14 protein-coding genes are annotated in these 13,736 nt (G+C 38.6%); 11 read left to right on the forward strand and 3 right to left on the reverse strand.

The features are described from left to right. Positions 1 to 41 precede the first annotated feature (41 nt). The 7 genes from JF50_RS19140 to JF50_RS19160 all read left to right on the forward strand — a co-directional run bounded on the left by JF50_RS19140 (position 42) and on the right by JF50_RS19160 (position 6,407). The gene (locus JF50_RS19140) at positions 42 to 884 is read left to right on the forward strand and encodes a hypothetical protein (protein ID WP_039610923.1); all 843 of its coding nucleotides are present in this window, start codon (positions 42 to 44) and stop codon (positions 882 to 884) included. Between the two features lie 383 nt (positions 885 to 1,267). Further along, positions 1,268 to 1,504: an alpha/beta fold hydrolase gene (locus tag JF50_RS27435; RefSeq protein WP_200890426.1), complete on the forward strand. Its 237-nt coding sequence runs from the start codon at positions 1,268 to 1,270 to the stop codon at positions 1,502 to 1,504. Continuing rightward, the gene (locus tag JF50_RS27925) at positions 1,485 to 1,724 is read left to right on the forward strand and encodes an alpha/beta fold hydrolase (RefSeq protein WP_419177517.1); all 240 of its coding nucleotides are present in this window, start codon (positions 1,485 to 1,487) and stop codon (positions 1,722 to 1,724) included. The genes JF50_RS27435 and JF50_RS27925 overlap by 20 nt, the downstream gene beginning before the upstream one ends. Then, entirely contained in the window at positions 1,630 to 2,043 is a 414-nt protein-coding gene (locus JF50_RS27440) for an alpha/beta fold hydrolase (protein WP_200890427.1), read from the forward strand. The genes JF50_RS27925 and JF50_RS27440 overlap by 95 nt, the downstream gene beginning before the upstream one ends. A 222-nt stretch (positions 2,044 to 2,265) precedes the next feature. Beyond that, positions 2,266 to 2,541 (forward strand): hypothetical protein, encoded by a 276-nt coding sequence (locus tag JF50_RS26345; RefSeq protein ID WP_052262322.1) that lies wholly within the window; start codon positions 2,266 to 2,268, stop codon positions 2,539 to 2,541. A 634-nt stretch (positions 2,542 to 3,175) separates the two neighbouring features. After that, positions 3,176 to 5,068: an acyltransferase family protein gene (locus JF50_RS26350; RefSeq protein WP_152614551.1), complete on the forward strand. Its 1,893-nt coding sequence runs from the start codon at positions 3,176 to 3,178 to the stop codon at positions 5,066 to 5,068. 538 nt (positions 5,069 to 5,606) lie between these two features. Further along, positions 5,607 to 6,407 (forward strand): alpha/beta hydrolase, encoded by an 801-nt coding sequence (locus JF50_RS19160; protein WP_235423472.1) that lies wholly within the window; start codon positions 5,607 to 5,609, stop codon positions 6,405 to 6,407. Positions 6,408 to 6,607: 200 nt separating this feature from the next. Here the strand turns inward: JF50_RS19160 and JF50_RS19165 are convergent, their stop codons facing one another. Together JF50_RS19165 and JF50_RS19170 are read right to left on the reverse strand one after the other, a co-directional pair. Further along, positions 6,608 to 6,817 carry a helix-turn-helix domain-containing protein gene (locus tag JF50_RS19165; protein ID WP_039610207.1) on the reverse strand — a complete coding sequence of 70 codons (210 nt, stop codon included), beginning with the start codon at positions 6,815 to 6,817 and terminating at the stop codon, positions 6,608 to 6,610. A 2-nt stretch (positions 6,818 to 6,819) separates the two neighbouring features. After that, positions 6,820 to 7,335, reverse strand: coding sequence for a DUF2975 domain-containing protein (locus tag JF50_RS19170; RefSeq protein ID WP_039610208.1), 516 nt, complete (start codon positions 7,333 to 7,335; stop codon positions 6,820 to 6,822). A gap of 139 nt (positions 7,336 to 7,474) precedes the next feature. On the opposite strand from JF50_RS19170, the gene JF50_RS19175 reads away from it, so the two are divergent. The 4 genes from JF50_RS19175 (at position 7,475) to JF50_RS19195 (ending at position 11,959) form a co-directional block, all read left to right on the forward strand. After that, positions 7,475 to 9,547 carry a S9 family peptidase gene (locus JF50_RS19175; protein WP_052262506.1) on the forward strand — a complete coding sequence of 691 codons (2,073 nt, stop codon included), beginning with the start codon at positions 7,475 to 7,477 and terminating at the stop codon, positions 9,545 to 9,547. 582 nt (positions 9,548 to 10,129) lie between these two features. Then, the gene (locus JF50_RS19180; RefSeq protein ID WP_039610209.1) at positions 10,130 to 10,507 is read left to right on the forward strand and encodes a DoxX-like family protein; all 378 of its coding nucleotides are present in this window, start codon (positions 10,130 to 10,132) and stop codon (positions 10,505 to 10,507) included. Between the two features lie 334 nt (positions 10,508 to 10,841). After that, a complete protein-coding gene (locus tag JF50_RS27445; RefSeq protein ID WP_039610211.1) occupies positions 10,842 to 11,246 on the forward strand; it encodes a DUF4177 domain-containing protein in 405 nt (134 codons plus the stop codon). A gap of 320 nt (positions 11,247 to 11,566) precedes the next feature. Continuing rightward, on the forward strand, positions 11,567 to 11,959 hold the full coding sequence (locus tag JF50_RS19195) for a hypothetical protein (RefSeq protein WP_039610212.1): 393 nt from the start codon (positions 11,567 to 11,569) through the stop codon (positions 11,957 to 11,959). Between the two features lie 104 nt (positions 11,960 to 12,063). Here JF50_RS19195 and JF50_RS19200 read toward each other — a convergent pair whose 3' ends face one another. After that, entirely contained in the window at positions 12,064 to 13,725 is a 1,662-nt protein-coding gene (locus JF50_RS19200) for a tannase/feruloyl esterase family alpha/beta hydrolase (RefSeq protein WP_235423473.1), read from the reverse strand. Positions 13,726 to 13,736 lie beyond the last annotated feature (11 nt).

Below are 13,736 nucleotides of genomic sequence, written 5' to 3' on the forward strand. Positions count from 1 at the left end.
CATAGAGGGGCTATGCGTTTATATATTAAAAAGGACGACACATGCTTAATAAAGCACTTTTCACTTCTGCATTCATTTTTTCTGTTTCAGCTCAAGCTTCAATTTCTACATATAATTTAACGCCTGTTGTTAAATCACCTTTCCCATTAAGCTATTCTGAAACTGATAAAAATGGCCTGGATGATGCGAATAAAAATCTTGGTTATTTATCTGATTTTTCTAAAGCATATGTAGATATTTCTAAGCACTTTGATACAGTTGAATCTGTATGTTTTGAAATAGATACAGACTATTCAGGTGCTGGTTCTACGCCAGGTTTGGCAGGTGTATCATTGTATAAATACTTTGTATACAGCGATACATTCAGAGGTGATAACCGCACAAGCACGAGCTCAGGCAGCTTGGCCAGACCTACTTTTTCTAAGTGTTTCAACGAAAGTGAGGGCTTTGCCAAAAGCTTCATTAGAGAAGGTAAAATCGCGTTTACGCCATTTACGACCGACTCAAGTGTAACCATCAGTGATGTACGTGTTCAAGTAAGTGGTATTTCAAAAATCAAAGGTGATTTGGTGACTTTGAATGCCCAATTAAATGCTTTGGGAACACATGCTGGTGAAGTATTGACTCATGCCGTTGAGCCTAATATAACCTACTCAGTAAGTATTATTGAAAATAATATGACTTATAATGATAAAGGTGATAAGTATCGCTCTGTAGGTATGAGTTATATAAATGATCAGGGTGAAAAAGAAATTAAATCTGTTAATGGTTTTTCTCCTGGATATATCGAAACTCAAGGTGAGATCGAACTGTTTTTAATTGGTGATGATACTACTAGTAAAGGTGATGTATCTATTAACATTAAAAAGGTTAATATAGATTAAGATAATGTGGTTTTAATTTAACCTGTTATTTTTAATGAAAGCCACCTCTGCAAAGTTTAGTCTCTGTATTAGTGGCTTTTTTAATGTGTTTTATATATTTCTGTTGGAAATACGTTAAATTTACAGTGTTTAAGCGCTAATGTCATTTTACTTTCCCCTGTATGTGTATCTATTTATGATAGGGTATGACGTGGAGTTTGGGACATTTTAAACTGTTAAGTGTGAATTTGATCTCTCTCAACTTTAACTGTTCATTTATACAAAGTTGGTTCTCTTGTTAAGCATAAATACGTTATAGTATTTTCGATTTATTCATTACTGAACCTCTGTGAAAGTCAAAAGGAATTTTAAAATTCATTCAGCCAAAGATGTAGGGAGAATTAATGAACACCTGTGGTTATATCGAAATTGACGATGCCTCTATTTATTATCAAGTGTCAGGTAACCTAAGAGGTAAACCTCTTGTGTTACTTCATGGTGGACTAGGTTCGATGAAAGACCTGACGCCGATACATACATATCTCGCTGATGAATACTGTCTAATTTACATTGATTTGCGAGGACATGGTAAATCAACACTGGGTAGTGTCAAACTGAGTTATGAGCTATATCCAAAATGATGTTTTAACCATATTATCTTTCCTAAAAATATCTCAATTTTCACTGTTTGGGTTTAGCGATGGCGGCATTGTTGCCTATCGAATTGCCGTTCAATATCCAGAAAAAGTAAGTCGTCTGATAACGCTTGGGTCACAGTGGCGTTTGGAGCCAGGGGATCCCATCAATAGAGGTGCTAAAAGGCTTAACTGTAGAGTTTTGGTTGGAGAAGTTTGCAGATGATGTCGCCAATTATCAATTATCTAATCCACAACCACACTTTCATAAATTGGTTGATACAGTCAAAGCGGTTTGGCTAGATACAAGTGAGTCTGGGTACCCAAATAGTGCGGTAGAGCAAATTCAATGTCCCACTCTTATCATGCGAGGAGATCATGATTTCTTATTCTCGTTAGATGAGGCCGCTACTTTACAAAACAAGTTAAAGGATGCTGATTTTGCTAATATCCCATTTACAGAGCATGCTTCTCATCAAGAATCACCTGAAGTTGTGGGTAAAATACTGCAACAGTTCATGTTAAAAAGACGATGTGATCTCTAGCTATATTTCACTTTAAAATTGAGAGTACTAGTTACAAAAGTGAATATAATTTTTGATTGGTTACCCGTTAGGTGTCCACTTTAATATGATGAGTAAGGTGGGGGGGAACATTTATTACAAAGATCATTGATTTAGCATTTTTAGCTACTTATCGTCAGCGTTTTTCCTAATCATAGTTAATGGATTACTTAAAGCAATAGAGTCACACAGATTGAAAAAATAATGCAATCAAAAAACCATCATGGCAAAGGAAATCAAAAATGGGCCTGCTTCCCTCTAATCGCGCATTTATACAACGTGGCAATATGGCTATTCTCGGAACTTGGCGTAAGTAGTCATAACATTGTCGGTACAGAATTATCGTTGCTAAATGTATCTGATGGTGAAGTGTTAGGTGATCTACTGCGATCACTGTGCCCAAATGCGGACAGATTGACCAGTGATGGTGCTTATGATTCACGAGATTGCTATGTTGAAATTGCAGCTAAGGTACTGTAGCTTGAATCCCGCCAGGGGAAAACGCCCAATATTGGTAGAACGGGCATCCGAGAAACAGCGCCATAGTATTAATGCATCAATTTGGGTTAAAATAATGGAAAGAAAGTCTGGTTACCATAACGCTCACTGGCTGAAACGGGTGTTTATCGTTTTAAGCAACTTGTGGGTGACACGTTAAAAAGCCGTAGCTTTAATCGCCAACAGACAGAAGTGATGATTGAAGCCAAGGTATGCCGAGTTATCAGTAAAAATGACAAGACAATTAGGAGGTCTATTGCTGGTGAATGTATAAGGATCTAATCCTATTTTATTGTTTATTATTTTTGTGGTAAAAAATTAGTATTGGTTTGGAGGGCGAGTCACTTTGGATTGGCCTAGTCTTTAGTTAATTGTAAAACTTAAACTAAGGTGTTTGCAGGTAATCGTTAATCAGTTAAAGTGCATGGGCAAATTGGATGTCGCATGCCAAAGTAGTCGTTTGAAGCTTGATCTAACTTTGTCGGTTAGTGATTCCACATATATAACAGATTTAAATATTTTAGGTTCTAACCAACTCTATGCAGTGATTAGAATAGTATTTATGTGACGATTATTAAGGCGTTAGGTTTTATGGTAGAAAATCGGGATAATAATTTTGAAATATAGAAGTGATATAGACGGTTTAAGAGCTATAGCAGTAATGTCAGTTGTTGCTTTCCATTCGGGAATCACAGCACTCTCTGGAGGCTACGTTGGTGTTGATGTGTTTTTTGTAATAAGTGGATACTTGATTACAACATTAATATACAACGAAATGAAAAATAACGATTTTAGCTTTGGTCGATTTTATAAAAGACGAGCTGCAAGGTTGTTACCCGCGTTATTTATAACACTATTTGTTGTGCTTGTATTTGGGTTTATAAACTACAACAATAAGACATTTGATAATTTAGGAAAAGAAATTTTCTTTTCATCTTTTGGTGGCGCAAATATCCTCTTTGCTCAAGGAGTGAACTATTTTGCTAAAGATGAAGCTTATCAGCCATTAATTCATATGTGGTCTCTAGGTGTTGAAGAGCAATTTTACATAATTTGGCCTGTTATTTTGTTGCTTACTTATAAGTTTGCAAAGAAACTAATCATACCCGTCGCTAGTATTTTATTTTTTATTTCCTTAGGCCTATCGATTAACTCTGTTGCTGAAGGTCAAACCAAAGGCTACTTCCTTCTGCATTACAGAGCATTTGAATTGTTAGTTGGTGTTATCACAGCATTGTTGATATTAAAAAATAAAGGGTTTAATTTCAGTGAGAATGTAAAGCAAGTTTTAAGTTATACAGGCCTCTTTTTGATCGCCGTTCCAATGTTGATTCTTGATGAAACCTCTAAATTTCCAGGTGTTAATGCTCTATGGCCCTGTATTGGTACGGCGTTGATTATATCTTTTCCTAACAATGGCTTGGTTACTAAACTCTTATCTCACAAGTGGATGGTTTTTGTAGGGTTAATTTCATATCCATTGTATTTGTATCATCAACCTTTAATATCATTTATTTACTTTTTCAATTTACAATTGTCTTCACTAGAAATGTTTTCAGTTGTTACGCTTATTTCAACAGTTGCAGCTTGGTTGACATACAAATATGTAGAGAAGCCTTGTAGAAGGATGGTTCACTCAACTGAGTCTAAAGCGTCTACTATCAAAATTGCTTCAATGGCTGCACTAATCCCTATGTTTGCTGTCGTAGGCCTATTTATTGCGAAAACCAATGGGTTTGAAGCTAGATTCAAGTATCTAAACCCGTTTGCCCTAGAGATCAGTGCTGCACATTCACAAACATTCCATGAAAACTTTGAGCGTGGATTTAAGGTCTCAGATTCTAAAGAATCAAGCGTATTATTTGTTGGCGATTCAGTTTTGCAACACTACATATTACCAATGAAGTTGGCGCTTAATCTTGCGGATGATGATGTGGACACGGTTACTAGAGGTGGGTGTGTACTACTCAAAGGCGCCGATTTTATAGATAAATTCTCAGATATATCATGCAATGATCTACGTGTTGATTTGTACAATGTAGAGAAAAAGTATAAGTATGTTGTATTATCACAAGCATGGAGCAGTTATGGCTCGTCGGTGTTAAATTTCGACGACGGCGCTAACGGTTATTCAAAGTGGTCGGGACTGCTAGATAACACTGTTGAGCATTTCTTGAAGATTGCCGATAAGGTTATAATTTTTGGTGCGCACCCTCAAGTGAATGGTACTTTATCATTACAGCCCTCCATTACAAGTAGTAAAGAAACTTTTATTAATCACTTAAATCGACTTGAGGTCACTAATATTAGTCAGCTAAATCAAGCTAGCTCTTTCTTTGAGAGATATAATCAAAATAAAGATGTGCTAGTCATCGAGCCGTCTGACATTTTCTGCCAAGAAGCATGTACTTTACATAATGGCGAGTGGTCATTCTATAGTGACTCTCAACATCTATCTAATGCCGCAACGGACTACGTCAGTAGTCATATCACGAAGAGTCTTTTATAAAAATAAGATAGAAAAGTCAGTTGGCGTTTTTGCGCCGCTGACTTGAACTTTTCGGGTCAGAGGGTTACTCATGTAATATTTTCATTTTATTGCTTTGAGTAAAAGTAGCTTACGACTAGTGTCACTTTTGCAATGTTTAGGCTATGTAACTGTAATACTGATTATAAAAGAGCGCGATATTAATAATTTGGTAAATTTTAAAGGCTTTTAATGTTTTATAATGAGTTTTAAAAGGTCTATATTTTTGATGAGGACTTGTAAAAATAATTTAATAAATTATGTAGAAATTAAAAGTCATTATTCTGAAGTGTATATTTCAATGATGCGTGAACCTGCCAATTTAATGTAAAGTTAAAAGTAACACATACTAAAATAAAAATCTTTGAGTCGTTTTAGAGCTTGTTTTTAATATATTCGAATGTTATAAAATCTACCTATATTTTTTAATTATCATTTTGGTGAACTCGCTCTTTGAGTGATATATTCATAGGTAGTTAAAAATTGCTATCAACGAACACTTCAAAAGGGATTTTGTATTTTGAAAACTCTTGTCTATGCATTTCTATTCCTTGTTTCAACCATTGTTGATGCATCTAATTTTAAAGTCTTACAACTTCCTAAACCCCAAAATTTAGCTGAGCCTCCACATATCACTATTGCATTACCTGCATCTTATGCAGCCGACACAACAAAGACATACCCAGTATTGTACCTACTTGATGGTGAACTCAATGGTGAGCTAGTTGACGGCATGCTAACTAGGTTGTACCAGTCTAACGGAGCGAATGAGCACATTGTTGTCGGTATTACGAGTCGCGATCGTCTTAGAGATTTCGCGCCAACTGTTAATAAAGATCCGCGAGGGCCTGTGGGAGCGGGTGGGGGCGGTGATAAATTTTTAGATTTTATTGAAAAGGAGCTCATTCCACAGGTCAATAAGACTTATCGAACTAACAATTTTAACGTTGTAGCAGGTCACTCAATTGCTGGCTTATTAGTTGTTCATAGCTTTCATTCCAGACCAAAGCTTTTTCAAAGTCATTTAGCCTTTAGCCCTGCAGTTTGGTGGGGAGCCCGGGAAACATCTAAGGCGACGAAAATGTATGTGACTTCTAAGCAGCCTATTAAAAATTACTTATACATGAATATTGGGAGTGAAGGTGGAGAAATGCGTGAAGTTTATAATTCTCTATCACAAGCAATTTTGAGGAATCGCAATCTTGATTTAGAGCTCAGGCTAAACGAGTTTAATGACGACTCCCATGACTTTACAATGGCGGCGGGGCTGTTTAATGCGCTGACAGGGCTTTATCAATATCAACAACAGCAAGGCATGTAGAGTGCGTGTATGATAGCAGGTGCTGCGATGTTGGGGGGTTTCCGAATGTAATACGTGGTTGACTGCTGATGCTCAATGAGTGCATACAATGAGCATGCCAATACTCTAATATCACTTTGATTATATTGATTTTTATTTCGGCTAAACTATCAGATAGCTTTGGCCGAATTTTAACCCATGAACATTTTTAACGAGCTAGGTTACACGTCATTTTTAAAAGCCAAAATATCTCCTGGCTGACAATCCAAGTAATTACAAATTTGCGCTAGAGTTTCGAAACGAACCCCCTTTACTTTACCTCTTTTAAGCAGGGATAAGTTGGCTTCTGTGATACCGATGGCTTTTGCGAGCTCCTTTGATGAGACTTTTCGCATAGCCATAACAACGTCAAGGTTAACGATGATCTCCATGACTAAATAAACTCCTTATTTTCATCTTCGATCTCTTTTGCTGCTTTTAGCAAGTAGGCAACAATTGCCAGCAAACCCAGTGTGATCAGCTCATCAAAGTCGATGGTTAAGACCACTTCAGCATCACCAAAAATAGCCTTATGCCAAAACCCCACACCTAATGTCAGTGCGATGTAGTAAACAGTTGATGCAATCTTAAGGAAGATAAAGTTGATGAAACAGCGAAAGCACTGATGAGAGAAAAACATCCCTTTTTCAAATAATGACAACAGCTTACAAACCCAATAAATGGCAGCGACGACAAACAGCAGTATTGGTGCGCTGGCTAAAAGTAACACCCACTGGTTTACCTGATCAGACGTCCATAAGATATTGAACAGTGCGTTATCAAAATAATTAATTTGGTTGTTGAACACAAGTTGGTAAAGATTAAACACAATAACCAATGCGGTTATGGCGATGACCACTAGGCGGATCGTACCGCTCTTTCTTTGAATTGTTTCTATTGTTTGCGACATGAGTAATCCGTATTCAGCCCTGCTTCTTGTGATGAACTATATCACACATAAATTTATTTCTGAAAAAAAATAAAAATTTATCGTTTTACAATAATTTTATTTCATGTAATGATGTTTCCAAGTTACCAAGGAGAATCAAATGGAGAACCAAATAATGAATAAGAACCTATCTGCATTTAAATCGGTCGTTATCAGTGCCGCTATCGGCTCAAGTATTTTATTAACAGGGTGCCAATTTACCAATACGCTGGACAGCACCAAGGCGATACAAGCTCAGCAAGTCACAGAGTTGGTAGAGCTCGAAAGTTTATTCAGCCAAGATCAGATCAATAAGGTATCTCTATCAAACGATGGAAAGTGGATAGCCTTTATGCAAATGAATAACGGCGGTCAAAATATTTTTGTATTACGTCAGGGCGATCAATTAGAGAATGCAGTTGCACTCACTGATTTTGCTGACGGGGTCGACGGGTTTGTCTGGTCGGCAAATAGTAATGAAATACTGTTTAACAAAGATTTTGAGGGAAATGAGAACGACCAAATTTTTACTTTACGTTTTTCTCCAAAGCAAGCGAAGTTAGCACCTGTTATTAATCGGTTAACTCACAGAGATGATGTTGATTACATGTTTGTCGAGCAGGTAAAGAATGACTCTAATAAAATAGCGGTTTTGGCTAATCACAGTAGCAGCCAATTGGATCTGTTCCATATTGATATCAACACACAAGCAATCACCTTGATGCAAGATAATGATATTTCATTTTTTACTGCCCAATTGGATGATGATGGCTATGCTGCGGTTGCCGCTAAATTAAACTCCGACAACTCTGTCACAGTATACAAACGTTTTGGTGATGGTTGGCAAGAAGTGTTTCAATCTGAAGTGGGCGAAAATGTCAGTGTGATCAGTTACGACAGTGACAGTAATAAGGCCTTTATTTCTGGCAGTATTCAGGGCCGGGATAAAGAGGAGTTATTGGAGCTAGACTTAACGACTCACAAACTAAAAACCGCACATAAAGATCCCGAAAATCAATCTGATTTATATCAAGTTATATTTGATAAAGTGGGTAAGCCGATGATTGTTTCGTATTATGGTGGTCGCTTGCGCAATTATGCTTTGAGCAATAGCACAGCCACAACAATGCGAAAAATAGAAGCACAGCTTAGTGGCGACTATGATTTGTTAGTCGAAAAGATTGAGCATGATAAAGGGCAGTGGTATCTCAAAGTATCATATGCTGATAGGCCTGACGAAAAGTTTGTGTATAACAGCAACTCGGGCACATTGACTGATTTGTTGAACCAAGCACCAAGTTTTAACCCCGATTTATTGGGGGATAGAAGTTCGATAACTTACACGGCCGCAGATGGTGTTCAAATCCAAGCATATCTAACTTTACCAAAACAAATAAAGCAAAATTTGCCTACGATTATCCTGCCACACGGAGGCCCATGGGCTAGAGACGAATGGGGGTATTCAAGTAATTATTTTGTGCCTGTCGCTCACTTTTTTGCAAACCGTGGTTATGCTGTTTTGCAACCAAACTTTAGAAGCTCGACAGGGTTTGGTAAACAGTTTATCGAACTAGGTAATAAAAATTGGGGGACTGGCGCTATGCAGCAAGACTTAACCGATGGCGTTAATTACCTTGTTGAAATGGGTATTGCGGATAAACAGCGTGTAGGGATCATGGGCGCTTCTTACGGTGGGTATGCCGCTTTAGCTGGCGCGACTTTTACACCCGATATATACAGTGCAGTGATTTCATATGTTGGGCCTTCTAGCCTTACGGCGATGGTTGAGTCTTTCCCTGCGCATTTTAGGCCTTATATGGGCACTGTTTTTGCGGGTGTTGGAGACCCTTTAATTGAGGCGGACAGAGCGGATATGGAGTCACGATCTCCCATTAATTTTGTTGACAAAATAAAGGCGCCAATCATGTTAATTCAAGGTGCAAATGACCCGAGGATCCCACAATATCAATCAGATACGATTGCTAAAAAGCTATTTGAAACTGACAGAGCTGTTGAGTATATCCTAGCGAAAGATGAAGGACATGGTTTTAGGTCACAAGATAATAAGTTAGCGTCAATTATTGCGATGGAGGCCTTTTTTGCGAAGCACTTAGGAGGCATGCAATCATCTAAGGTTAACCCAAAGGTGAGAGAACACTTAACTTCATTAAAGGTAGACGTAAGTAAGTTGTAATGACTTATCTCTCACTGTGTAATGCGCACTGGATAGTGCGCTTTTTTTATTCAAAATTGAGCCCGCAGAGAGCAAAATAAAGGAAGCGTACTTTGTGCTCACTGTTAGCCCGTCGAGCTAATACTATACTCGACGACAGCAACAGAACATAAAGTGCGTGATAATAAGTACATATAGCATGTTCTATTAATTGCTATTGCAAGGTCTTTAATTGAAAAAGCTAACAATCACTCTTGTAACTATGTGCTTTTTAACTAATAGGTTGGTAATAAAGCCGGAGTGATATTGGCCTATATAGTGACCTTGCTTCTAACTAGTCGATTTGGTTAGCAATCGAAAGGCTTGGGAAAAAATCTAAACTGATAGAATTTAAGTTCATTACAGTTTGGTTATTTAATGAATTAAACTTAGGGTAAAAGGCGGTTTGGGCATCAGGGTTATATGGGGCAATTGTGTTGAACTGTCGACTTTTATTACAAAGGTTTTTAATGATGATTAAAAAGTCATTCTTATTTTATATATCAGCTAATTAAAAGTTTCACTGCATTCATATTCTAATTCGTTTTTACTAGAGGTTTCGTTTTGTCCACAACTCAAATTGCTCGATATGTTATCTGTTTCGCTTGGCTGTACCATGGTATTTTTCCAAAGTTAGTTCATGTTGCACCATTGGAGCGCCTAATGGTTTCTAGTGCAGGCTTTTCAGAAGAAGTATCAATTATGATTACCCGTGCTGCTGGAGTAGCAGAGGTATTATTTGGTTTGATGTTTTTCTTTCTTTATAAGCATAAACTCATCAATGTGTTAAATATACTTGGTTTAATAGGTTTACTCATAGCTGTGTATGTATTACAGCCTCAGTTGTTAATTGAAGCATTTAACCCGGTTACGACCAATATACCACTGATTGCTTTGAGCTATATCTTACTCAAAGAAAGCGCCGAACATAAAAAGTCCTAGCCGACTTTTGACTTTCGGCCCGTTGTCAAAATAGCGTGTTTTATCTAATTTATTGAGAGTTTGGCAGTGTAGAGCAAAGTCGTTTGCTCATAGCACAAGTGACTTAAACGTGTGTTGTGCTAGAAAACTGGCGTTTTCCCAGCCAAATTTCTGATTGCCAACAATATGAAAGTTAATAATTATAAGTATACTTTTCATGTAGTTAGAGTTTAATGTACACGGGTGCATATAGTGCTGTCGTATAAGTGACGTAAAACAATCGGCAAACTTGCGTAACAGCATACGAGCGCTTTCCACATAATAAAATCTCAAAGAATGAACGGTCACAACAAATATGAAAATAAATGCTGAATTAGTGCTCAGTGCAAGACAAGATAAAGCGTGGTCTCAAGATGAGTTAGCAATTGCATCTGGGCTTAATCTAAGAACGGTGCAAAGAATAGAATCAGAAGGCACTGCGTCGTTACAGTCAAAAAAAGCGATTGCATCGGCATTAGATCTGAGTATTAGCGAGTTGGACCACGAGGAGCCAAAGACAATGACAAAATATGAATATAAAACGTTAGAACTGCCGTTTAAATTTGGGATTTTTAAACAGGGCACACCAGACATTGACGAGGCATTAAATGCAGAAGGCAAGGATGGGTGGCGTTTAAAGCAAATGGTTTTACCAGCTTCATCCAATATGGGGCAGTCTGAAAAAATGATTGCAATTTTAGAGCGCGAGTTAGTTGAATAACCACCTCAAAAAACGGTATGTGTAGTTAAAGTGAGTTTGATTAAATTATTTCAATGACATTAGAAAGTCAAACAGCATACCGTAAGACCTTTATTGCAATAAAGATTATAGCGCTCAAGGAGACTCAGGCTTGCATCAGCACCCAATGAGAGCATACCGGGTTCTTACCGCACCAAGTACAAAGAGCGTGCAATATTGTTTAATTACTAATAGTATGAGCGCGATACGCTCAACAGGTGACTTGTTTTAGGTTTATTGGTCTAAACAAAACAAACAGAGCGAATAGTATTAACGACAGAAAATCAATCTTGAGAGGTAGTATGATTCAAAAAATAGCGGGTTGGGCATTGGTTACATCAGGGGTAGTTGGATTGGGTTTGACTGGGTACTTGATTTTTACGTCTATGGAACTGAATTTGCTATTAGCTTTTTTACTGGCTGTGTCGATTTTGCCTATTGTGTCCGGGATATATACGCTTAAAAACCAGCGTTGGGCGTTATGGATTGGTTTGCTTTATTTCTTGGTACAAGTCATACGTATCGAAACTTCGGGTTTTGCCTGGTCATTTGAAAGCCCTATTTCATTTTCCTTTGCACTGACTCATGAACATACACATATTGGGTTTAACTTATTTGCGGCAATCATGTTGATTATATTTATTAAACTACTTCGAGCTAAGCCCAATACCGATAATACTGAGCAAAGCATTTAATCAACACATTGAATTAGAATCGCATACTACCGTGTGTCCCAGCCTATATAAAAGTAGGTAAAGACAGGAGCAAGGATACAGATGCATCATTGCTCCTAGTTTAATTAAGGTGCTAGAAAGCCAGGTCTATAACTCGAAGCTTTTGTTGGGTCGCCTTTACCATCATAAATCGCTTGCAGTGGGTAAGGATAGACTGGTTGCGCCCTGATCACAGCACCCTGTGTATTTTCCTTTTGCGTAAGCAGGCTATCTGGAGCAACACCACCAATTATCCAAGCTTCCAAAGCGCTGATGGCATCGAAAGTGGCATTGCCTGGTCCATCTATACCACAGTGGATAACACCAGGTAATAAAAAGAGTCGCGCAAAGTCTCTGACTTCGTGATCATGGCTCTGCATAAAAGCATCGACATTTTCATACCAATCAATTGTTGCATAGGCGGGGATCGCTGCATCAGCCCAGCCATGTAACACGATCATTTTACCCCCACTTTTTTTGAACTCGCGCAAATCGGGGTCGTCTGCATCAATTAACTGGCTCACTTCCTGTAAGTTCTGCTTTTCATCTTGGTAAGAAAAGTCCCGCCAATCGTAGTCCACATCAAGCGCTTCTGGGTACGCGATATATTTGAGGTACTCGGTAGCAGCGTAATAGGCGAAAGGCTTCAACTGTTCGAGCAGTGGTGTGACCCAGCCAACCCACTCAGGCTCTGAACCATAGGGTAATCCACCATAAATTACTTCTCCTTGGGCGTTTTTAGATGGGGCGTAAAGGGCCTTTACAGCATTGACCTGTTGGCTAGATAAACAGTTGGTGACTTGCCCAGGATCGCAAGCCAGAGTTTGTGGGTCAAAATCACAGAGTCTGGGGTCGTTGATTACACCGTCTATCACGCCATCTTTATGATCACATGCTGCCATCACCGCGCCGGCTATCATTGGGATCTCACTCGAAGATAAAATGGGTTCATTTCTGTCGTTGAGCACCGCACGTGCATTATCCATACAGTTAACAAGGTTTACGTCTGTATAATTGACGGTAGGCCCTCTGGCAATCACGCCATCGAAATCATTAGGGTATCGTTTGGCTGCCATTACACCGGCGTGACCACCTTTGGAGCAACCAGTGATAAATGAATATTGAGGCTGTGAATGGTAAAACTTTTCAATAATTGCTTTGGCGGCAACGGCGACAACATGGTTTGCACGATACGCAAAGTCTATTTTGAGCTGTTCGTTGTTTCGTGCCCATTTACCATCAAATCCATATGCGGTATGGCCACCGTCATGACTCATCGTGGCGTAGTGTCTAACAATGCCAGCCATAGGAGGGTAGGGACTAACATCACCGCAAAAGCCCATACACGCATTAAGTAAATACTTTTGATTCCAAAGTGCTCGGGAGGGCAGGCGTAACTCAAAACGTATTGTTGGTGTAACATAGCCGCGCACGAGGCAATGATCAGGCAAACTTGTTTGCGATTTAGGAATAGGCGCCCCCATGAGCCTACTGTGTTTATATGCCCACTCTGATTCCGTGGCATTCATTGTGTAGCCTTTGATAAAACTGGATTCAATTACATTTGTAGCGGCTTCTCCACGCTCGAGTTTAGAGAAGTCATCAAACCTAAGTGACATACATGCGCGCTCTTCAGCACTGAGTTGCTGATCTGCAGGTGTTGCCATTGTGAAATTTGAAAAGCCACATAGACTCGTTAGGCCCAGTAACCAAATCGATTTACCTTTCATGATAGTTTTTATCGACATACCCATTTATC

Source organism: Pseudoalteromonas luteoviolacea, from assembly GCF_000814765.1.
Classification (GTDB): domain Bacteria; phylum Pseudomonadota; class Gammaproteobacteria; order Enterobacterales; family Alteromonadaceae; genus Pseudoalteromonas; species Pseudoalteromonas luteoviolacea_H.

Coding starts and splice junctions, on each gene's coding strand:
- JF50_RS27435 (WP_200890426.1), top strand. CDS start 1,268: ATGAACACCTGTGGTTATATCGAAATTGACGATGCCTCTATTTATTAT.
- JF50_RS26345 (WP_052262322.1), top strand. CDS start 2,266: ATGCAATCAAAAAACCATCATGGCAAAGGAAATCAAAAATGGGCCTGC.
- JF50_RS19165 (WP_039610207.1), bottom strand. CDS start 6,817: ATGGAGATCATCGTTAACCTTGACGTTGTTATGGCTATGCGAAAAGTC.
- JF50_RS27445 (WP_039610211.1), top strand. CDS start 10,842: ATGAAAATAAATGCTGAATTAGTGCTCAGTGCAAGACAAGATAAAGCG.
- JF50_RS19200 (WP_235423473.1), bottom strand. CDS start 13,725: ATGTCGATAAAAACTATCATGAAAGGTAAATCGATTTGGTTACTGGGC.
- JF50_RS19175 (WP_052262506.1), top strand. CDS start 7,475: ATGGAGAACCAAATAATGAATAAGAACCTATCTGCATTTAAATCGGTC.
- JF50_RS19140 (WP_039610923.1), top strand. CDS start 42: ATGCTTAATAAAGCACTTTTCACTTCTGCATTCATTTTTTCTGTTTCA.
- JF50_RS19170 (WP_039610208.1), bottom strand. CDS start 7,335: ATGTCGCAAACAATAGAAACAATTCAAAGAAAGAGCGGTACGATCCGC.
- JF50_RS27925 (WP_419177517.1), top strand. CDS start 1,485: ATGAGCTATATCCAAAATGATGTTTTAACCATATTATCTTTCCTAAAA.
- JF50_RS19195 (WP_039610212.1), top strand. CDS start 11,567: ATGATTCAAAAAATAGCGGGTTGGGCATTGGTTACATCAGGGGTAGTT.